Source organism: Limnohabitans sp. JirII-31, from assembly GCF_002778315.1.
Lineage (GTDB): Bacteria > Pseudomonadota > Gammaproteobacteria > Burkholderiales > Burkholderiaceae_C > Limnohabitans.
Genome location: NZ_NESA01000005.1, coordinates 28,752 through 49,718, shown reverse-complemented (window position 1 = coordinate 49,718; position 20,967 = coordinate 28,752). Strand labels below are relative to the sequence as shown.

17 protein-coding genes are annotated in these 20,967 nt (G+C 59.5%); 7 read left to right on the top strand and 10 right to left on the bottom strand.

Features of this window, described 5'->3' with window-relative positions; all coding sequences use genetic code 11:
• Positions 1 to 4: 4 nt before the first annotated feature.
• Entirely contained in the window at positions 5 to 2,458 is a 2,454-nt protein-coding gene (locus B9Z41_RS07985; RefSeq protein WP_233202588.1) for an LPS-assembly protein LptD, read from the bottom strand.
• 90 nt (positions 2,459 to 2,548) lie between these two features.
• Here B9Z41_RS07985 and B9Z41_RS07980 point away from each other — a divergent pair, with 90 nt between their 5' ends.
• Together B9Z41_RS07980 and B9Z41_RS07975 are read left to right on the top strand one after the other, a co-directional pair.
• Positions 2,549 to 3,682 (top strand): aminoglycoside phosphotransferase family protein, encoded by a 1,134-nt coding sequence (locus B9Z41_RS07980; RefSeq protein ID WP_100146536.1) that lies wholly within the window; start codon positions 2,549 to 2,551, stop codon positions 3,680 to 3,682.
• Between the two features lie 2 nt (positions 3,683 to 3,684).
• Positions 3,685 to 4,431 carry a 16S rRNA (uracil(1498)-N(3))-methyltransferase gene (locus B9Z41_RS07975; RefSeq protein ID WP_100146535.1) on the top strand — a complete coding sequence of 249 codons (747 nt, stop codon included), beginning with the start codon at positions 3,685 to 3,687 and terminating at the stop codon, positions 4,429 to 4,431.
• Here the strand turns inward: B9Z41_RS07975 and B9Z41_RS07970 are convergent.
• Genes B9Z41_RS07970 through B9Z41_RS07955 form a run of 4 tightly spaced genes read right to left on the bottom strand, consistent with a single transcriptional unit; the run spans position 4,418 to position 10,684 of the window.
• Positions 4,418 to 5,887: a M20 family metallopeptidase gene (locus B9Z41_RS07970; protein WP_100146534.1), complete on the bottom strand. Its 1,470-nt coding sequence runs from the start codon at positions 5,885 to 5,887 to the stop codon at positions 4,418 to 4,420. The genes B9Z41_RS07975 and B9Z41_RS07970 overlap by 14 nt on opposite strands.
• A gap of 59 nt (positions 5,888 to 5,946) precedes the next feature.
• Positions 5,947 to 6,540, bottom strand: coding sequence for a methionine biosynthesis protein MetW (gene metW, locus B9Z41_RS07965; protein WP_100146533.1), 594 nt, complete (start codon positions 6,538 to 6,540; stop codon positions 5,947 to 5,949).
• Positions 6,537 to 7,715, bottom strand: coding sequence for a homoserine O-acetyltransferase (locus B9Z41_RS07960; RefSeq protein WP_100146532.1), 1,179 nt, complete (start codon positions 7,713 to 7,715; stop codon positions 6,537 to 6,539). Before B9Z41_RS07960 ends, metW begins: the two co-directional genes overlap by 4 nt.
• 26 nt (positions 7,716 to 7,741) lie before the next feature.
• Positions 7,742 to 10,684, bottom strand: coding sequence for a DNA topoisomerase III (locus tag B9Z41_RS07955; RefSeq protein WP_100146531.1), 2,943 nt, complete (start codon positions 10,682 to 10,684; stop codon positions 7,742 to 7,744).
• A gap of 116 nt (positions 10,685 to 10,800) precedes the next feature.
• Here B9Z41_RS07955 and B9Z41_RS07950 point away from each other — a divergent pair, with 116 nt between their 5' ends.
• From B9Z41_RS07950 to B9Z41_RS07940, 3 genes are read left to right on the top strand one after another with little or no spacing between them, the layout of a single operon-like run.
• The gene (locus B9Z41_RS07950; protein ID WP_199172957.1) at positions 10,801 to 11,331 is read left to right on the top strand and encodes an SET domain-containing protein; all 531 of its coding nucleotides are present in this window, start codon (positions 10,801 to 10,803) and stop codon (positions 11,329 to 11,331) included.
• Between the two features lie 3 nt (positions 11,332 to 11,334).
• Positions 11,335 to 12,129, top strand: a complete 795-nt coding sequence (locus B9Z41_RS07945) for a biotin--[acetyl-CoA-carboxylase] ligase (protein WP_100146529.1) — start codon at positions 11,335 to 11,337, stop codon at positions 12,127 to 12,129.
• 39 nt (positions 12,130 to 12,168) lie between these two features.
• On the top strand, positions 12,169 to 12,399 hold the full coding sequence (locus tag B9Z41_RS07940) for a hypothetical protein (protein ID WP_100146528.1): 231 nt from the start codon (positions 12,169 to 12,171) through the stop codon (positions 12,397 to 12,399).
• On the opposite strand, the gene ahpF is transcribed toward B9Z41_RS07940, so the two are convergent.
• The 4 genes from ahpF to B9Z41_RS07920 form a co-directional block, all read right to left on the bottom strand.
• A complete protein-coding gene (ahpF, locus tag B9Z41_RS07935) occupies positions 12,400 to 13,986 on the bottom strand; it encodes an alkyl hydroperoxide reductase subunit F (RefSeq protein WP_100146686.1) in 1,587 nt (528 codons plus the stop codon). It lies immediately after the preceding gene.
• Between the two features lie 182 nt (positions 13,987 to 14,168).
• On the bottom strand, positions 14,169 to 14,732 hold the full coding sequence (ahpC, locus tag B9Z41_RS07930; RefSeq protein WP_100146527.1) for an alkyl hydroperoxide reductase subunit C: 564 nt from the start codon (positions 14,730 to 14,732) through the stop codon (positions 14,169 to 14,171).
• Positions 14,733 to 14,863: 131 nt separating this feature from the next.
• Positions 14,864 to 15,910 (bottom strand): extracellular solute-binding protein, encoded by a 1,047-nt coding sequence (locus B9Z41_RS07925; RefSeq protein WP_100146526.1) that lies wholly within the window; start codon positions 15,908 to 15,910, stop codon positions 14,864 to 14,866.
• 118 nt (positions 15,911 to 16,028) lie between these two features.
• Entirely contained in the window at positions 16,029 to 17,648 is a 1,620-nt protein-coding gene (locus B9Z41_RS07920) for an iron ABC transporter permease (protein ID WP_100146525.1), read from the bottom strand.
• Between the two features lie 69 nt (positions 17,649 to 17,717).
• Between B9Z41_RS07920 and B9Z41_RS07915 the strand changes: the two genes are divergently transcribed.
• Both B9Z41_RS07915 and B9Z41_RS07910 read left to right on the top strand, forming a co-directional pair.
• Positions 17,718 to 18,878, top strand: coding sequence for an ABC transporter ATP-binding protein (locus B9Z41_RS07915; protein WP_100146524.1), 1,161 nt, complete (start codon positions 17,718 to 17,720; stop codon positions 18,876 to 18,878).
• A complete protein-coding gene (locus tag B9Z41_RS07910) occupies positions 18,875 to 19,531 on the top strand; it encodes a glutathione S-transferase family protein (RefSeq protein ID WP_100146523.1) in 657 nt (218 codons plus the stop codon). The genes B9Z41_RS07915 and B9Z41_RS07910 overlap by 4 nt, the downstream gene beginning before the upstream one ends.
• Here B9Z41_RS07910 and B9Z41_RS07905 read toward each other — a convergent pair.
• Positions 19,512 to 20,954: a sensor histidine kinase gene (locus B9Z41_RS07905; RefSeq protein WP_100146522.1), complete on the bottom strand. Its 1,443-nt coding sequence runs from the start codon at positions 20,952 to 20,954 to the stop codon at positions 19,512 to 19,514. The genes B9Z41_RS07910 and B9Z41_RS07905 overlap by 20 nt on opposite strands.
• Positions 20,955 to 20,967: the final 13 nt, after the last annotated feature.

Genomic DNA, 20,967 nt, shown 5'->3' with positions numbered 1-20,967 from the left:
ACCATCAATCGTAATTGCCAAAACGGCTAGGCGTCATCGAATTTTGACGCAGGGGTTGGTAGCGTGGCACATTGGTGCGCAACGAGCCCAAGGCATTGGTGCCCAAGCGAGAGAAGCCGACAAACTCCAATTGGAACAGCAAACGTTGGCGAGCCAAACCGTCGGTCACTTGCAAACGCTCGGCCACCACGCGGCTGATCCAGCAGCCTGCATCGTATTCGAAGCCAATGATGGACTCGACCACTTTTTTGTCCAAAGGGCTGTAATTCATGCGTGCCACGCTGTACCAGCGACCTTCTCCCAAGCCACGGCCCTCGCCCAAGGACTCATCCGCGCCACCCCATAGGTCGTGCAATGGCCATTGCCAACCGATATCGATTTGGCGTGAAGACGCCGAACCGTCGTCGTTGTTCTGGCTGCGGTAAGCCGCGTTGATGACGCGGTATGAGCCTGGGCTGTAACGCCCGCCTACCATGCGGCGTATGTAGTTTTCAGTTTTGGGGTTGTATTGCACCGTCGAGTCCAGCGCCCAGGTTCTGCTCAAGTTGAGGGTGGCACCGGCCAAGATATCGCTGATGCCCGATTTAGCCGTTGAGTCTCCGGGAATCACCACGCGTTGATCTTGCATCCGCAAACGCTGTGCAAAGCCAAAGCGCGCACCTTCTGCGCCTGTCTCAGGGTCTATCAAGCGTGAGATCGCGCCCAAGGTCAACAACTTGCTGTCAGAGATACGGTCAGAGCCACCAAACGCGTTTTCTGTGAACACGCTGGCGAAGTTGAACGAATTGCTGCCTGAGTCGTAATTGGGCAAATAGTTCTGGTCTCTGTAGGGGGTGTAGACGTAAAACGCGCGAGGCTCCAGTGTTTGTAACCAGGCACGGTCAAACAAGCGGTGTTTGCGTTCGAAGGTCATACCGCTGTCAAGACTGAAGGTGGGCACGGTCACGCTGGCGCTGGTTTGCCCGGCGTGGCCGTCGTAGAAACTGTTGTTGGGCAAGCCGCCATCGAACTGGTAGCTGCGTGAATTCACCTGCATTTTGGGCGTGACATAACCCAGCGCGTTGGTGAATGGGCGACTCAACTGGAGAGAAGCCACGCTGCGGTTGGCGTTGGGCGCGCAGTTGTACAAGCCGCTGTTGGCACATTCGTAGTCACGGTTCGATTCAAAGCGGGTCAAGTCGCCTTGCACGCTGAAGTCAAACCCCGCCACATTGCTGCGTTGCATCCTGGCGATGAACTGGGGCACACGGTCAAACGGTGGCGTGATGCGGTTGCTGGTGTCTGCCACGTCTTGCAGAGTTTGCCATTTTTGCGCCCGCAAGCTGGTGCTGAAAACGCCGTCTGTCCACGTCAGGCCTGCGTCGCTGGACAACAAACGTTGCACGCCCGAGCTGTTGACCATGGAAAAATCTTTCCAGTAGTTGTCGTCACTCACGCGGTTGAGGTTGAGGTTCAAGCCCAGCGTACCCCCTGCGTATGACGGGTCGATCAAGCCGGTGTGCTTGTATTGCAGACCCCAGCGACGCTCGCCGCGCAGCAGGTCTTTCTCCATGTAATCAATGCGTGCTTCCCCACCAAACGGCGCACCTGCCGATTGACTCTCCAGGTAACGAAACTCGGTGCCCAGGCGCAGCCCACGGCGGCTCCAGTAGGTGGGAAAAAACGTCACATCCCGGTTGGGGGCCAGGTTCACATAGTAGGGCTGCGTGTATTCGAGGCCACCAATGTTGTCCACGCCGATGGTGGGTGGCAAAAAGCCGGACTTGCGTTCTTCGGTCAACGGAAAGTCAATGCTGGGTACCGGCAAGATCGGCACATCTTTGAAGATCAGCGACGCACCTTCGGCAATACCCACATTGCGGTCCGTGTCCAGCGTGATCTTGTCGGCTTTGAAAAACCAGTCGGGCATCCAGCTCGGGCCTGGCTTGCGCGGGCAGGTGGTGAAGTCGGCCTTGTGCAGCACTGTGTGTGCGCTGTCAATGAAATCAATTCGCTCCGCTTTGCCGTAAGCGTTGTTCTTGAGCAGTTGATAACTCGGTTGGGTGAAAAAGCCTTCAAACGCATCCAAGTGAATGTCTAATGCAGGTCCTTGGTAGACATTGCCTGAGCGGTTGATGGTGACGTTGCCACGCGCTTGGGCCAAGTCTTCCACCGGGTCGTAGTCCACCTTGTCGGCTTTGAGCAAGATGTTGCCGCGACGAATCATCACGTTGCCTTCCAGCACGGTTTTGACATCCGTCTGACCGCTCAAATGGTCGCTTTGGATGAAGGTGGGGGACTGCTTGCGCACGTCATCTGGAATGACTTCTTGCAAGGTGCTGCTGGGACGCAGCGTCAACGCTGGTCCGTTGGACTCTTGCGCTTGGGCGGTTGACCCTATGCCCATCACGCCACCCAGCAAGCCCAGTGCCCACCCAAGAGGTAGACGAGACAGACGGGGATACGCAGGCAAGGACATGAACGCGAGACAAGCTTTCAAAAAGCGACGCTCTGGTCACACGCCCCAAAGAACGGTGTGCAAAGCTGGTTTGTAGAATTTGGATTATCCATGAGCACACCCCCTACCCTCGCGCCTTCGGGCCTTTCTACCTCGGCGACCATCGAATGGTCGCAGCCCGAGCGCCATGCCGCTTTCACCCAATGGCTCAACGCCCAAGTGGCGGTGCATGGCGTGCAGCCCACGACGCTGCGTGCCGCATCGGCTGACGCCAGCTTTCGGCGCTACTTTCGGGTGGACACTTCCGCAGGCTCGTGCATCGTCATGGATGCGCCGCCCGACAAAGAAAACTGCCAGCCCTTTGTGCATGTGGCGCGCTTGATGCAAGACGCACATCTGTTGGTGCCGCGCATCCTGGCGTGGGACGAGCCGCAAGGCTTCATGTTGCTCGATGACTTGGGCACGCAGACCATGATGGAGGTCATCGACCCCACCCAGTCACAAGCCAACCATGGGCTGTACATGCGCGCCATCGATGCCTTGTTGGCTTGGCAGCAAGCCAGCCGTCCAGGCGTATTGCCCGCCTATGACGAGGCGCTGCTGACACGCGAGTTGTCGCTGTTTCCCGATTGGTACTTGGCCCAGCACTGTGGTGTGCAACTCGACCCCCAGCAACGTGACATGCTGGCGCGCACCTTTCAAACCATCGTGCAGCGCAACTTGGCGGCACCCTGTGTGTATGTACATCGCGACTTCATGCCGCGCAACCTCATGATGCCGCACGACCCCAGCGAGCCACGGCTGGGCGTGCTTGACTTTCAAGACGCCGTCTACGGCCCAGTGAGTTACGACATCGCCAGCCTCATGCGCGATGCGTTTTTGAGCTGGGACGAAGACTTTGTGCTCGATGTCACCATCCGCTATTGGGAGCGCGCGCGCAAGCTGGGCTTGCTCGACCACGACGGCTGGTCACAAGACTTCGGCGAGTTCTGGCGTGCGGTGGAGTGGATGGGCTTGCAGCGTCACCTCAAGGTGGCAGGCATCTTCGCGCGCCTGACCTTGCGCGATGGCAAGCCCAAATACCTGGCCGACGCGCCGCGATTCATCGGTTACATCCGATCCACCGCCAGCCGCTACAGCGAACTCACCCCCTTGTTGCGTTTGATCGACAAGGTCGAAGGCACCGAACCTGCGCTCAGCCTGGCCTATCCCAAGCTCACGCCCCGTTCTGGCGGGGTCGCGTGAGCATGGCGCGCTTTCATTGCCCCATGCCGCTGGCCAGCGGCACCACCCTCGATTTACCTCCCACCGCCGCACGCCATGTGCAGGTGCTGCGCATGCAACCCGGACACGCCTTGACCTTGTTCAATGGCGAAGGGGGTGAGTTTGCCGCCGAGGTGGAACACATGGGTCGCAGCGATGTGCGCGTGCGTGTGGGCGAACACCATGCCACCGAATGTGAAGCCACGCGGCGTGTCCATCTGGTGGTCGGCATGCCCGCCAACGAACGCATGGACTGGTTGGTTGAAAAAGCCACCGAGCTGGGCGTGACCCGCATCACCCCCGTGATGACCGAACGCAGCGTCGTGCGCTTGACGGGTGAGCGTGCCGACAAAAAACTCGCGCATTGGCAAGCCGTGGCGGCCAGCGCGTGTGAGCAATGTGGGCGCAACCGCCTGCCGCTGATCGACGCGCCTGAGCGCTTGGACGCGTGGTTAGCCCGCCTTGCCAAGACGCCACCGCAGGGACCACAGGTGCATGCGGTCTTGTCTTTGCACCCCAGCAGCCAGCCTTTGGGTGCCTTGCTGGCGCAGCACAGCGTGGCAGACGAAAGCCTCACCTGGGTGCTGCTCAATGGCCCTGAAGGGGGCTTGAGCGACGCCGAAGACGCCGCCGCCCGCGCTCAGGGCTTTGTGGCTTTGAGCTTGGGAGGTCGCGTGTTGCGCGCCGAGACGGCAGCCTTGGGGGCGTTGGCGCGGCTCACGCTGGCATAGCCGCCATCACCTGCGCCACCGCGGCGGTGAGCTTCTTGGCGTAGGGCACATGCAAAAACTCATTCGGCCCGTGGGCGTTGCTCTTGGGGCCCAGCACGCCGCACACCATCATTTGCGCCTTGGGGAAACCGCGGCTGAGCATGTTCATCAGCGGGATCGTGCCGCCTTGGCCGATGTAGCCACAGGGTGCGCCGAAGTGCGCTTGGCTGGCCGTGTTCAAGGCCTGCTCAAACCAAGAGGCTGTGTCAGGCGCATTCCAGCCGTTGGCTGAGCCTTCGGCGTGGAAGGTCACGCGCGCTTGGTAGGGCGCGTTGTCTTCCAGCAGGGCTTTGAGTTCTTGCACCGCTTGCCCAGCATCCACCAGTGGCGGCAAACGCAGGCTGAGCTTGAAGGCGGTGGATGGGCGCAGCACATTGCCCGCGTCTTTGAAGGCGGGCAAGCCTTCGGCGCCGGTCACGCTCAGGGTGGGTACCCAGGTGCGTTGCAACAGCGCTTGCAGCGGGTCTTGGGTCATGGGCAGGGTGACCAGCGTGGCACCGCCACAGTCGTGGTGGGCCCAGGGGAAGCGTTGGTACAGCTCGTCGCCCAGCAGCGCGGCCGTGGCGCGTGCTTGGGCCAAGCGCTCGGGCGGCACCTCCACATGAAAGCTGGCGGGCAGCAAACGCCCGGTGGCGCTGTCTTCTAACCGGTCCAGCACCTGACGCATGATGCGAAAACTCGACGGCACCACGCCCGACGCGTCGCCCGAGTGCACGCCTTCGCTCAGCACCTCCACTTTCAACACGCCACTGGCCATGCCGCGCAAGCTGGTGGTGAGCCACAGCTGGTCGTAGTTGCCCGCGCCACTGTCAAGGCACATCACCAAGCCGACATTGCCCATCCGCGTGCGCAGTGCGTCCACATAGGGCAGCAAGTCGGCTGAGCCGCTTTCTTCGCAGGTTTCAATCAGGCCCACGATGCGCGGGTGGGTGGCGCCTTGAGCCTTGAGCGCTTGGATGGCGGCGATGCTGGCGTACACCGCGTAGCCATCGTCGGCACCACCGCGACCGTAGAGCTTGCCGTCTTCGTACTTGGGCGTCCAAGGGCCCAGGTCGGAGCGCCAACCGCTGAACTCGGGTTGTTTGTCCAAGTGGCCATACATCAGCACGGTTTCGCTTTGGCTGTGGCTGGCGCGCGTGGCCGCCACCTCAAAGAACAGCACCGGCGTGCGGCCAGGCAAGCGCACGATCTCCAGCGTCAGGCCTGCCACCTGTTGTGTCAGTACCCAATCTGCGGCACGTTGCACCACGGTGTCGATGTGACCGTGTTGTGCCCACTCGGCATCAAACGCGGGTGACTTGGCGGGAATGGCGATGTAGTCGCTGAGCTGGGACACGATGTCGCGGTCCCAGGCTTGGGTGACGGATTGCAACACTTGTGCGCTATTGAGCGCGGCGTTGGGAACTCGGGCATTCATACAAACACTCCTCGCGTGGCAACACGCATCAACAAACCGGTGTGGTGAACGCGTGCGCGTCACCCCCGCTGAAACTTGAACACGGCGGTGCCCGCTCGCAAGTTGGGCCACACCGCCACGCGCGCGCCGTTCTGCAGACCAAACGCGTCCAGCAGGTGCAAGCCGTTTTTGGTGGCCAGCACCTCAAAGTCGGCAAACGTACCCACGCGGATATTGGGTGTGTCGTACCACTGGTAGGGCAGACGCTTGGTCACGGGCATGCGGCCCTGCAACACGCTCAAGCGGTTGGGCCAGTGCGCAAAGTTGGGAAAGGACACGATGCCTAAACGGCCCACACGTGCGGTTTCGCGCAGCATGGTTTCGGCGTTGCGCAGGTGCTGCAAGGTGTCGATTTGCAGCACCACATCAAACGACTGGTCGCCAAACAAGCTCAGGCCTTGGTCGAGGTTGAGTTGCAACACATTCACGCCGCGTTGTACGCAGGCGTGCACATTGGTGTCGTTGAGTTCGACCCCATAGCCGGTGCATCCCCGGTGTTGCTGCAAATGCGCCAGCAAAGCGCCGTCGCCGCAGCCCAGGTCGAGCACCCGGCTGCCATGGGGCACCAACGCAGCAATCGCTTGCAAGGTGAGTAGTTGGGTGTCGTGCGTCATGCGGCACCTCCAGCGTGCACGGTCTCTTGGGCGATGCGGTCAAAGTAAGAACGCACCACGTTCATGTAGCGGGCATCGTCCAGCAAAAACGCATCGTGGCCATGGGGCGCGTCAATCTCGGCGTAACTCACATCGCGTTGGTTGTCGAGCAGGGCACGCACCATCTCGCGGCTGCGTGCGGGCGAGAAGCGCCAGTCGGTGGTGAAACTCACCAGCAAAAATTTGGCGGCGGTGCGGGCAAAGGCGGCCGACAAATCACCGCCGTAGCTGCGTGCGGGGTCAAAGTAGTCGAGCGCGCGCGTGATCAGCAAGTAGGTGTTGGCGTCAAAGTACTCGCTGAACTTGTCGCCTTGGTAGCGCAGGTAGCTTTCAATTTGAAACTCTACGTCTTGTGTGGAGTAACGGTAGCCGGTGGCGCTGCCTGCCAAAGCATTTCGCAGCTCTCGGCCAAACTTTTCGTTCATCACATCGTCGCTCAGGTAGGTGATGTGCCCCACCATGCGTGCAATGCGCAAGCCTCGTTTGGGCACCACGCCGTGCTGGTAAAAATGCCCGCCATGAAAGTCTGGGTCGGTCACGATGGCGCGTCGCGCCACCTCGTTGAAGGCGATGTTTTCTGCCGTTAAATTGGGTGCACTGGCCACCACCACGGCGTGACGTACCCGCTCGGGGTGTTGCAGCGTCCAGCTCAGCGCTTGCATGCCGCCCAAGCTGCCACCCATCACGGCGGCCAGTTGGCTGATGCCCAATGCATCCAACAGCAAGGCTTGGGCGTTGACCCAGTCTTCCACTGTCACCACAGGAAAGTCGGCGCCGTACACCTGTCCGGTGTCGGGGTGGGTGTGCATGGGGCCGGTCGAGCCAAAGCAAGAGCCCAGGTTGTTGACGCCAATCACAAAGAAGCGCTCGGTGTCCACGGGCTTGCCAGGGCCAATCATGTTGTCCCACCAGCCTTCGCTGTGGACTTGGTTCTCGTACACGCCTGCCACATGGTGTGAGGCATTCAAGGCGTGGCACACCAGCACTGCATTCGACTTGTCAGCGTTGAGCGTGCCATAGGTTTCATAAGCCAGCGTGTAGTCGCGCAAGCTGGCGCCGCTTTGCAGCCCCAGTGGCGCGGCAAAGTGCATGCTTTGCGGCGTGGCGATCAGGGGGGCGTGGGTCTTGGTGGACATTGCGTTCAGACTCGTTGACTCAACCCTTATTCGCCCACGGGACGCAGGTGCTTGCCCACGATGCCCGCCAGTTCAAACATGGTGACTTGGTCTTTGCCAAACACTTCTTTGAGTTTGGCGTCTGCGTTGATCGCGCGTTTGTTGGTGGCGTCTTGCATGCCGTTGGCCTTGATGTAGTCCCACAGTTTCTTGATCACCTCGGTGCGTGCCACGGCCTCTGTGCCAATCACGGCGGCCAATGCAGCGTTGGGCAAAAAGCCGGCGGTCACTTTGCGCGGCGCTTTGGGTTTGGCCACTTTGTCGGCCTTGATTGCCTTGGCACCCTTGGTGGTTTTGGCGGGGGCTTTCTTGCCAGCGGCTTTGATCAAGGCGTTGGTGGTGGGCGTTTTACCGCCACGCGCCGGGTATTTGCTGGTGCGCGGTTCGAAGGCGAAGTTCACCTTGCCAGCTTCGGGGTCCCACTGCAAAAAGGCCTTGAAGGCGCGGCGTGTGCGCATCGAGACAAACTTGTCGAGCAAGTCGGTTTTGCCTTCACTCAGCAGCTTGGTCATTTGCTCGCGCGCCACGGGTTGCTGCAAGATGATCTTGCCGCTCTTGAAGTCGCAGCTCGGTGTGGCTTGTGCATGCGTGGGCACGGCCTTGCTGCACACATAGTTGCTGCCGTGTTCATAGACAGGGCTGCTGCACTTGGGGCAGTTGCCTAAGGTCTCGCTGTCACCAAACTCCACGATCTCGCCAGACTCGGCGTTCTTGTCGTCGCCAAAGTCGAATTCGAGTTTCCAGTTCTGGTCTTCTTCGCTGTACTTGAGCGCAATTTCTGCCGTGAACGGCCAACCTGCTTTGGAGCGGAAACCGTCCAGTGGGCCAATCTTTTTGTCGCGGATGAACTGCTCCACCTCGGCGGCTTCAAAGGTGCGGCCGCCTGGAATTTTGCTGATCGAAAAGCCGCAGCCTTCCGAAGCGCCGTCTTTGCCCACGCAACCATAGCGGCGGTAGTTTTCTTTCACCACACCGCCGCACTTGGGGCAGGGAGTTTGCAAGGTGGCGTAGTCACCCGGGATGGTGTCACGGTCGAACTCTTTGGCTTTTTTGACGATGTGCTCGGTCATGGCCGCAATCTCGCGCATGAAGGCTTCGCGGCTGAGTTCGCCGTGTTCCATCAGCGCCAGTTTGTGTTCCCAGCCGCCGGTCAACTCGGGCTTGGAGAGCTCTTCCACGCCCAAACCACGCAGCAGGGTGAACAGCTGGAAGGCCTTGGCGGTCGGAATCATTTCTCGGCCATCACGGATCAGGTATTTCTCGTTGATCAAGCCTTCGATGATGGCCGCGCGCGTGGCGGGTGTGCCCAAGCCTTTTTCTTGCATGGCTTCGCGGAATTCGTCGTCCTCCACCAGCTTGCCCGCGCCTTCCATGGCGCCCAACAAGGTGGCTTCGCTGTAGCGCGCCGGTGGGCGGGTCTTGAGGCCTTTGGCGTCTGCTTGCTCGTTCTTGGCCGACTCGCCTGCGGCCAAGGCCACCAGGGTTTTGCCGTCTTCTTCGTTGTCCGAGGCTTCTTGTGCGGCGTCTTTGCCGTACACCGCCATCCAACCGGCGTTGACCAAGACCTTGCCTTCGGTGCGGAAGTGGTGGTCCATGCCGGCGGCTTTGACCGTGCTGATGCGTGTGGTCACCATGTACTCGGCGCTGGGGAAGAACACCGCCATGAAGCGGCGCACCACCATGTCGTAGAGTTTTTGTTCGGCTTCAGACAGGCCGCTGGGGGCTTGCAAGGTGGGGATGATGGCAAAGTGGTCGCTGACCTTTTTGTTGTCAAACACCCGTGGCAGTTTGCGCACGTAGTTGTTGTTCAAGGCCACCAAGGCGTGTGGCTCCAGGTGTTTCATGCCGCTGTCGGCCAGCATCTCAAAGGTTTGTTTCACCACTGGCACATAGTCTTCAGGCAGGTGGCGTGAATCGGTCCTCGGGTAGGTCAAGGCCTTGTGGCGTTCGTACAGGCTTTGCGCCAGTGCCAGCGTGGTTTTGGCGGAGAAGCCAAAGCGGCCGTTGGCCTCGCGTTGCAGCGAGGTCAAGTCAAACAAGCCGGGGCTGGCCTTGGTGGTGGGTTTGCTCTCTTCGGTGACCGTGGCTTGCTGGTGGCGCACGGCATCGGCAATCGCCAAGGCTTCGGCTTCGCTCCACACACGGTCGTGCTTTTTCTCGGCGTCGTCGGCGTCTTTTTTGTGTTCGGGGTTGAACCATTTGCCAGGATAGCTGCCAGCAGCCACCTGAAAGCTGCCGTGAATTTCCCAATAGTCACGGCTGACAAACTTGCGAATTTGTTCTTCACGCTCCACCACCACGCTCAGCGTGGGCGTCTGCACGCGGCCTACCGTGGTCAAGAAGAAGCCGCCTTCGCGCGAGTTGAACGCGGTCAGGGCACGGGTACCGTTGATGCCCACCAGCCAGTCTGCCTCCGAGCGGCTGCGCGCAGCGTCGGCCAGACCTTGCATTTGTTTTTCAGAGCGCAGTGAGTCAAAGCCATCGCGAATGGCTTGTGGTGTCATCGATTGCAACCACAAGCGTTTGACGGGTTTGTCCAGCGGCTTTTTGCCACCGGCGTATTGCTCGATCAAGCGAAAGATCAATTCGCCTTCACGGCCCGCGTCACAGGCGTTGATCAAGGCGGTCACGTCTTTGCGTTTGGCTAACTTGACCACCGCGTTCAAGCGGCTTTTGGTTTTCTCGACCGGCTTTAAATCAAAGTAGGGTGGAATGACAGGCAGGTGGGCAAAGCTCCATTTGCCGCGCTTGACGTCAAACTCTTCGGGCGCTTGGATTTCGACCAAGTGGCCCACAGCGCTGGACACCACATAGGTGTCGCTTTCAAAGTGATCGTCGTGCTTTTCGAACTTCCCCGCCACAGGCGTGAGTGCGCGCACGATGTCTTGCGCGACCGAAGGTTTTTCGGCGATCACGAGGGTTTTGCTCATTTCAAAGGTCCTTAGAAAACTCACCACTACAATTTGCGCTTCTCGCGCGTGCGCGCATGCACACGCGCCTGTGCGCACATGTGTGCGTACGTATTTAAGTTAACAGAGTTTTGACCGTGTCCAAAAATACCCCCGCTCCCGTCACCGGCCGCCGCATTCAAACCCGACGTTCCGGCGTGCACGGCAAAGGGGTGTTTGCCCTGACCGACATCGCCGAAGGCGAAACCATCATTGAGTATGTGGGCGAGATCATCACCTGGAAAGAGGCTTTGCGTCGCCACCCGCATGACCCCAAAGACCCGAACCACACCTTCTACTTTCACCTCGACGACAAGCATGTGATTGACGCCTTGTACGGCGGCAACTCCTCGCGCTGGATCAACCACTCGTGCAAGCCCAATTGCGAGCCTGACGAGGTGGAGGGGCGCGTGTTCATCAAGGCCTTGCGCAACATCGCCGCCGGTGAAGAGCTGAACTACGACTACGGCTTGGTGATTGACGCGCCACTGACCGACAAGCTCAAGGCCGAATACCCCTGCTGGTGTGGTGCCAAGAAATGCCGTGGCACCTTGTTGGCATCAAGCCAGCCCAACAAGCGCGAGCGCCGTGCCCAGAAAAAAGCCAAGCAGGCCGACAAAAAGCATTGACCCATGATCTGGCCCGCTGAAGACCTGTGGCAAGCCTTGGTGGCTTGGCAACCTGGCTTGACGGTGGAGGTGCTGCCCCAGATCGATTCCACCAACACCGAGCTGATGCGCCGTGCGCGTGCGGGCCAGAACGATCCCGTGCTGTTGGTGGCCGAGGCACAAACGGCGGGACGGGGTCGCTTGGGGCGCCCTTGGCATGGCCAGGCGGGCGAGGCGCTCACTTTCTCTTTGGGCTTGCCCCTGATGCCTCGCGACTGGTCGGGTTTGTCGCTGGCGGTGGGTTTGTGTTTGGCGCAAAGCCTTGACCCTGAGGGTGCGCTGGGTGTGCGCCTGAAGTGGCCCAACGACTTGTGGGTGGCCCAAGCGCAGACAAGCGATGGTTGGGGCAAGCTGGCAGGTGTGCTGATCGAAACCGCACTGACGGCACACGCGACGCCAGAGCAACCCCGTTACTGCGTGGTGGGCGTAGGCATCAACATCGCGCCACCCCAAGAGCCCGGGCTGTCCACCACACCTTTGGGTTTGCAACAGTTGTGGCCCGAGGCCACTGCCCCCAGCACATTGACGCAAGTGGCCTTGCCCTTGTTGAAAACCTTGTTGGCGTTTGAGCGTGAAGGGTTTGCCCCCTTGCAAGCGCTGTTCAACGCCCGTGATGCACTGCACGATAGGCCTGTTCGTCTGAGCGATGGCCGTGTGGGCACGGCACGTGGTGTAGACCTGGATGGTGCGCTGCGCGTGGACACGGCACAAGGGCGCGAACGCATCACCAGCGCTGAAGTGAGTGTGCGGCTTCAGTGAGCCCCCTCAGTCACCTTTCAACCTAAGGCACAGCCCCCCATGAACCCTTCTTCTTTTTGGCGCAATGCAGTTGTTGTGTTGGTATTGGCCAACGTGTTGTTTGCGTTGTGGACGGGCGGCTACCTGGGCTTTTTGGGGCTTGACCCCAACCCTGTGCGCGAGCCCGAGCGCCTAGACAACCAAGTGGCGCCTGAGGCGGTGCAAATCAAAGTGCCTGGCACCGTCGCGCCGCAAGAGGCAGCCCCTGCTTCGGCGGCTGCCTCGCAATGATCAAGCCGTGACGGCAGCCGCGGGCGTGACCACGGGCTGGCGAATCAGGTAATCAAACGCGCTCAACGCGGCTTTGGCACCTTCGCCTGCGGCAATCACAATTTGCTTGTAGGGCACGGTGGTCACGTCGCCCGCGGCAAACACGCCCGGCAGGTTGGTGTGGCACTTGGCATCCACCACGATTTCTCCGAACTTGCTCAACTCGATCGTGCCCTTCAAGAACTCGGTGTTGGGCACCAAGCCGATTTGCACAAACACGCCAGCGAGTTCGATGTGGTGCAGCGCTTCGTTGGCGCGATCTTTGTAGCTCAGGCCCGTGACTTTTTGGCCGTCCCCGGTGATCTCGGTGGTTTGCGCATTCACGTGGATGCTCACATTGGGCAGGCTCTTGAGCTTGCTGACCAACACCGCATCGGCTTTCAAGGCGTCGGCAAACTCCACCAAGCTCACATGCGCGACCAGACCAGCCAAATCGATGGCTGCTTCCACGCCGGAGTTACCGCCGCCGATCACCGCCACGCGCTTGCCCTTGAACAAGGGGCCGTCGCAGTGGGGGCAATAGGCCACGCCTTTGTTTTTGTACTGTTCTTCGCCCGGCACATTGACATTGCGCCAGCGTGCGCCGGTGGACAAGATCACGCTGCGTGCAGACAGCACGCCACCGTTGGCCATGTGCACCTGTGTCAATCCGCCAGGTGTGGTGGCAGGTACCACCTTGGCGGCGCGTTGCAGGTTCATGATGTCCACTTCGTAGTGGCGCACTTGGGCTTCCATCGCGGCGGCCATTTTGGGGCCGTCGGTTTCTAACACCGAGATGTAGTTTTCAATCGCCATGGTGTCGTTGACTTGGCCCCCAAAGCGCTCTGCCGCCACACCCACACGAATGCCTTTGCGCGCCGCATACACCGCAGCGGCAGCACCGGCTGGGCCACCGCCCACGATCAGCACATCAAAGGGCTCTTTCTCATTGAGCTTGGCGGCTTCACGGGCTTCTGAATTGGTGTCGAGCTTGGCCACAATTTCTTCCACACCCATGCGGCCTGAGCCAAATACTTGGCCGTTCAAGAACACCATGGGGACAGCCATGATTTGGCGTTCTTCCACTTCTTTCTGGAACGCGCCGCCTTCGATCACCACGGTTTTGACTTTGGGGTTGACGATGGCCATGAGCGAGAGCGCTTGCACCACGTCTGGACAGTTGTGGCAGCTGAGGGACATGTAGACCTCGAAGTTGAAATCACCCTCGAGCGTTTTGATGCCGTCAATCACGTCTTGTTCTACTTTGGGCGGGTGACCACCGGTCCACAACAGGGCCAACACCAGCGAGGTGAACTCGTGGCCTAGGGGCAATCCTGCAAAGCGCACACCTTGAGTCTCGCCTTCCCGAACAACCGCAAATGAAGGTTTGCGTGCATCTGTGCCCGAAGTGTCGAGCGTGACTTTGTCAGACAAGCCTACGATGGTGTTGAGTAACTCCGCCATGTCTTTGCCGGTTTCACTGTCGTCCAAGGATGCGATCAGACGGATGGGCTGGCGCAGCAATGCGAGGTATTGCTGAAGTTGGGCTTTGAGTGTGTCGTCGAGCATGGTGTTCTCCTGTTTCGGGGTGCAAAAGCCCCAGGCCATGCACGGGGGTGCTGACCTTGGTGATGAATCGGGGTGGGGTTCGCTGGGTACAGCGCACGCCAACTTGTGGCTGATGTGCGCTGCGCTCAACGCCCTGCGGTCGCAGGGTGTTTGTATGCTGCCCTGCGCTGGCAGGGTTGTTCTTAGATCTTGCCGACCAAGTCGATCGAAGGAGCCAAGGTCTTCGCGCCTTCTTTCCATTTGGCTGGACACACTTGGCCTGGGTTGGCGGCGGTGTATTGAGCGGCGGTCAGTTTGCGCAGTGTTTCAGACACGTCACGTGCGATCTCGTTGGAGTGAATTTCCATGGTCTTGATGACGCCGTCTGGGTTGATCACGAAGGTGCCGCGCAGTGCCAAGCCTTCGGAATCAATGTGCACGCCAAAAGCGCGTGTCAGCTGGTGGGTGGGGTCGCCCACCAAGGGGAACTTGGCTTTGCCCACGGCAGGTGATGTCTCGTGCCACACCTTGTGCGAGAACTGGGTGTCGGTGGTGACGATGTAAACCTCGGCGCCGGCCTTTTGGAAAGCTGCATAGTTGTCGGCCGCATCTTCAATTTCTGTGGGGCAGTTGAAGGTGAAAGCAGCAGGCATGAAAATCAACACAGACCACTTGCCTTTGAGGCTGGCTTCGGTCACTTCGATGAATTTGCCGTTGTGGAAGGCGTTGGCTTTGAAGGGTTGAACTTGCGTGTTGATCAGAGACATGAGAGTTTCCTAGGTGAAGTTGATGAAAGCTATCGAATGAGTAGAACTCATTGAGCGAATCATAATTCCATCTGGCCCGTCTCTTGATTGGTTGTTTCAATCGGGGCGATTGAGAAAGATGTGTCTGAGGCTTACTTAAAACCCACACGGTCCAACATTTGTTGCACTTTGATTTGGTTCATGCCAACCGCGCTGATCGGCACCAATTCACTTTTGAAGTTGCCTGCGGTCATGGCGTTGAGCACGGGGTTATCAAGCTTCAAACCTTGGACCACGGGCCATTCGTTGTTGCCGTTGGCGAAATGGTTTTGTGCAGCGGGGCTCACCAGATACTCCAAAAACTTCACCGCGTTGGTGGCGTTCTTGGAATGGCGCGCCACGGCACCGCCCGCCACGTTGACGTGCGTGCCCCAGCTTTGCTGGTTGGGAAACACCACGCCCACGCGCTCGGCGACGGCTTTCTCGGCCGGGTTGCTAGAGCGCATCAAGCGCGCTAGGTAATACGTGTTGGTCAAGGCCACACCGCACTCGCCGCTGGCCACCGCTTTGATTTGGTCGGTGTCGCCACCCTGCGGAGCACGAGCCATGTTGTTGACCAAGCCCTTGAGCCATGCCTCGGTTTGAACTGGGCCTAAGTGCTCGGTCATGGCGCCAAACAAGCTCAGGTTGTAGGGGTGCGAGCCCGAGCGCACGCAAAAGCGCCCCTTGTTGATGGGGTCGGCCAGCTTTTCGTAGGTGTCGACGTCTTGTTTCTTGACTTTGAGCTTGTCGTACACCACCACGCGCGCGCGCGTGGACAAACCAAACCAGGCAATGCCGCCGTCGTCGGTGGGCTTTGCATGCAGTTGCTTGGGAACGGCGGTTTCCAGCACTTTGGAGCGAATGGGCAAGAACAGGCCGTCGACCTCGCCCTTCCACAAGCGCGCTGCATCGACCAGCAAAATCACATCGGCAGGTGACGCGCTGCCTTCCGCTTTAAGGCGTGTCACGATGCCTGCATCGTCAGAATCAACGCGGTTGATTTTGATGCCGGTGGCCTTGGTGAAGTCGGCATACAAGGCCTCATCCGTTGGGTAGTGACGCGCGGAATAGAGGTTGAGCACTTGCTCTTGTGCATGCAATGAGCTGCCAAGCAAACTCAAACTTGCCAGGGACAAAGCGGTCAGGATGCGGCGCATGAGAGGGACTCCAAAATTTGAAACTGGCGACAAGCTTACACCAAATGCGAATCGTTCTCAAATGGACGGTGTTTTCAGTTCCCGCTGGCAGCCTGCTGGTCGCGCGTCAGAAGGGGTTTTATTGGCGACGCAGTGTGCGGCTGAGCAAGATCACAGGCAACAAGCCAGCCAGCACCAGCGCCAGCGAGGGCAAAGCCGCTTCACCGAGGCGTTCGTCACGGGCCAATTGATAAGCCATGACGGCCAAGGTGTCTGTGTTGAAGGGGCGCAGCACCAAGGTGGCGGGCAGTTCTTTCATGACGTCCACCAGCACCAACAAGGCGGCAGCAGCAGCCGGTTTGCGCAGCATGGGCCAATGCACCCGTGCGACCAAGCGCAGGCCAGAGACACCCAGCATGCGTGCGCTGTCATCAAGGCTGGGGGACAAGCGGCTGTAGCCGCTTTGCACCGATTGCAAGGCCACAGCCACAAAGCGCACCAGGTAGGCCCAAATCAAGCCCAGCACGGTGGCGGTCAACCAAAAGCCAATGCCAGAGTTGGGCCAGGTGGCTTGCAGCCAGCCCACAGGCAACAGCAAGCCGACCACAATCACAGCGCCGGGTACGGCATAACCCAGCCCCACCAAGCGCATCACCAGGCGTGACATCCAGTTCGGTTGCAAACGCGCGTGGGAGGCCAGCAACACAGCCACGCCGACGGCCAACACCGCTGTGGTCAAGCCCAGCGACAGGCTGGTCAGTGCCCATTGACCAAAGCGCGCCCAAGGCAGATCGGCCCACTCTGTGCCCAAGACCAAGGCACGCAGCATAAAAGCCACCGGAAGCACAAACCCAAACAGCACGGGCAGCGCACACAGCACCAGCGCAGCAACGGCTGCCCAGCCGCTCAGGCGTAAAGGTTGAGACTCTGCACTGACACGATCCGCGCGTGTGCTGGCAAAGCGTAGACGCGATTGCGCACGTTGTTCCAAGGTCAGTAGCACCACCACGACAAGCAGCAGCATGGTGGCCAGTTGCGCGGCGGCTGTGCGGCTGTCCATCACCAACCAAGCTTTGTAGATGCCAGCGGTGAAGGTTTGGATGCCAAAGTAACTCGACACGCCAAAGTCTGCCAGTGTTTCCATCAAGGCCAGTGCGGTACCTGCGGCAATGGCAGGACGTGCCAGCGGCAGTGCCACACGCAAAATGCGTCGGGGCATGGAGGCACCCAGCAAGCGGGCGGCTTCCATCAGGTGGTTGGCCCGTTCAGCCAGCGCTGTACGTGCAAGCAGATAGACATAGGGGTACAGCGCCAAGGTGAACACGCAAGCGGCGCCCCACACGCTGCGCACTTCCGGTAACACGCGACCTTCCAAGTGCCAGCTGTTGCGCATCCAGGTTTGCAAGGGGCCGCTGAACTGCAAAAAATCGGTGTAGGCATAAGCCACCACATAAGCGGGCATGGCCAGTGGCAAGAGCAGTGCCCACTCCAAGGTGCGACGCCCAGGAAAATCAAACAGCGTGACCGCCGCGGCGGTCACCGTCCCCATGCTGATGACACCCAAGCTCACCAAGGCACACAGCCACAAGGTGGTGCCCAGGTAATCGGGCAACACGGTGCTGGCCATTTCGGCCAAGATGGATGACGACTCCGGGGTGAACTGCAGCCAAGACGACAGCACGGTGAGCACTGGCCAGGCCAGCAATACGGCCACACACAAAGTGAACACGCGAACAAGAAGCTGGGCACGAAACGGCATGCGGCATTGTAGGGAGGGGCATGTGCCTGCATGGCGTGTCGTCTCAGATGCGCTCTTTACAATGAAACGATGTTTTTAGATGTTGCCCAGCTTCAAGTGCGTTACCCAGACCGCCCACGCCCATCGGTCGATGCCGTGAGCTTTGGCTTGCGTGCGGGTGAAGTGGGCGTGCTGATTGGTCCCTCGGGCTGCGGCAAAACCACGCTGCTGCGTGCGGTCGCCGGGTTGGAGCGTGTCACGGCGGGCGAGATTCGTCTGGCTGATGCCGTGGTCAGCAGTGCCAGTGTGCGGCTGCCGCCTGAGTCGCGCCGCATTGGCATGGTGTTTCAAGACTATGCCTTGTTCCCCCATTTGTCGGTGCAAGACAACGTGCGCTTTGGGCTGCACCACCAAGCGCGCAGCGAACAACAGCGACGTGTGCGCGAGGTGTTGGACTTGGTGGGCTTGGCGTCGAGCGCGCAGCGCTACCCGCACGAGTTGTCGGGTGGTCAGCAGCAGCGTGTGGCGTTGGCGCGTGCATTGGCCCCCGCCCCACAACTCTTGTTGCTGGATGAGCCGTTTTCAAATTTGGATGTTGAGTTGCGCGAGCGCTTGGCACTGGAGGTGCGTGGCATTTTGAAGGCAGCCAACACCACGGCCTTGTTTGTGACGCATGACCAAATGGAAGCCTTCGCCATCGGCGATGTGATTGGTGTCATGTCTGAAGGTCGTTTGCACCAGTGGGACGATGCGTACACGCTCTACCACCGCCCGGCCACGCGCTTTGTCGCAGACTTTATTGGCCATGGGGTGTTCACGCCAGCCACCCTGCGTGAGGTGAACAACCAAATCGTGGTGTCTACCCCTGTGGGTGAATTGACCGATGTGGCGGAATGCCCGCTGCCCTGCGCTTTCACTGCCGGTGAATGCGATGTCTTGCTGCGTGCCGATGACATCGTGCACGACGACGATGCGCCGGTGAAGGCAGAGATTTTGCGCAAGTCGTTTCGCGGTTCAGAATTTTTGTACACGCTGCGGCTGAAAACGGGTGAGACCGTGATGGCCCATGTTCCCAGCCACCATGACCACACGGTGGGTGAGTGGATTGGCATTCGTGCCGAGGTGGACCATGTGGTGACGTTCAACCGTGCGTGTCCGGTGAATCACCATGAGTTGTGCAGCATGCCGTGCGCGGCCCAGGCCACAAGTGCTGTGCAAGAACATCTTCTTCAACGACAGGAAAAACCATGAGTCTTGTTTTGTACTTCGCCCCCGGCGCGTGTTCGTTTGTGCCCCATTGCTTGCTGGAAGCCAGTGGCGCGTCCTATGAGCCCCACATGGTCAAGCTTCACAAAGGCGAGCAGTACGAACCCGCCTACCAACGCATCAACCCGCGTGGGCAAGTGCCGGTGCTGGTGGATGACGGACAAGTCATCACGCAAATCGTGGCGATTAGCTTGTACTTGGCAGAGAAGTTTCCGCAAGCCAACTTCTTGCCTGCCTCAGGTGTGGCCCGCGCCAAGGTGCTGGAAACCTTGATGTGGATGAACAACACGGTGCACACCACCTTCACCCATGTGTTCATGCCCAACAAGTACAGCAGCTCACCCGAGGTGCAGGCTGATATCAAGACGCATGCTGTTGGCACGTACCGCAACTTGCTGGCGGAGTTGCAAGCCTTGGTCGAGGCTTCCTTGAAACAAGGTCAACCTTGGTTTGGTGGCGCCCACTTTGGCCCCTTGGATGCCTACGCCTTGACCCTCACGCGTTGGGGCACGATTGCGGGCATCAACCCCGAAGACTACCCATCGCTGTGGACTTTTGTACAGCGTGTGGCGCAACACCCACCCGTTCAACGGGCCATCGAACGCGAGCGTTTGCAGCTCAATTTGTTCCAGAGTTAAAGCGTATCGTGAAGCGTGCACCGGGCATGGGCTTGCCAGCTGCCACTTCTTCCAGCGTCACGGTGGCGCTGTGTTGCTGGGCGATCTCAATCACGATGGGCAAGCCCAAGCCTGAGCCATCGGCTTCGGTACCCAAGGCGCGATAGAACGGTTGAAACACCAACTCGCGCTCGGCTTCTGGAATACCAGGCCCTGAGTCTTCCACTTGCAGCAGCACGACTTTGCCAAAGCGATCGGCCAAGATGCGCACGGTCACCACGCCCGGAGTTTCTTCAGTGGACGGGGTGTAGTTGATGGCGTTGTCCACCAAGTTGCGAATCAACTCTTTGAGTAATGTGGCGTTGCCGTTGATGCGCACGTCGGGGCTGCCCAGCGCCACGCCTTCGTAGCCCAGGTCGATGTGCTTGTCCATGGCGCGTGGCAGAGAGTCTTGGATCACATCGCGCGCCAATGCCACCAAGTCGCAGGGCGCGCGCGTGATGTGCGTGCTGCCACTTTCAGCGCGCGCCAGAGACAGCAATTGGTTCACGGTGTGGGTGGCGCGAATGCTGGCTCGGCCAATCAATTTCAACGATTGCTTCAACTCCTCGGCGCTGGCACTTTCGCGTTGTGCCAAATCGGCTTGCATCCGTAATCCCGCCAAAGGCGTTTTGAGTTGATGTGCTGCATCGGCCAAGAAGCGTTTTTGGGTGGCGATGGATTCTTTCAAGCGCGTCAGCAGATCATTGATGGAGGCCACCAGCGGGGCCACTTCCAATGGCACGCTGTGTTCATCCAAGGGGCTCAAGTCGTCGGGTTTGCGCAGGCGAATGCGCTCTTCCAGTAAGTTCAAAGGTTTGATGCCACGTGCCAGGGCCAACCACACCAAGAGCACAGCCAACGGCAAGATGACAAATTGCGGCAGCATCACGCCTTTGATAATTTCAGTGGCCAGCACCGAACGTTTTTCCAAGGTTTCGCCCACTTGAACCAACACCGGTTTGGCGCCTGGTGCGTCGATCTTCACCCAGGTGTAGGCCACGCGCACATCGCTGCCACGCATTTCGTCATCGCGCAAATGCACTTCGCCAGGTTGTGGCAGTTCTTCTTCATGCGGCAGAGGAAAGTCACGTTCCCCACTGACAAACTCGCCTCGTGTTCCGAGCACTTGGTAGTAAATCAAGTCGGCTTCGTCGGCACGCAGAATTTCACGCGCGGGCAGTGGCAGATGAAAGTACATGCGTTGCTGGTCGCTTTTGACCAGTTGCGCCAAGGCTTGTACGTTGTATTCCAAGCCACGGTCAAACGGACGCCCTGCAATGTTTTGTGCCACCAGCCACGTCAGCGCCAAGCTCACAGGCCACAGCAGCAGCAGCGGTGTGAGCATCCAGTCTAGGATCTCACCAAACAGCGAGTGTTGTTCGCGCTGAAACAGCTTGACCATGGACGTACGGATT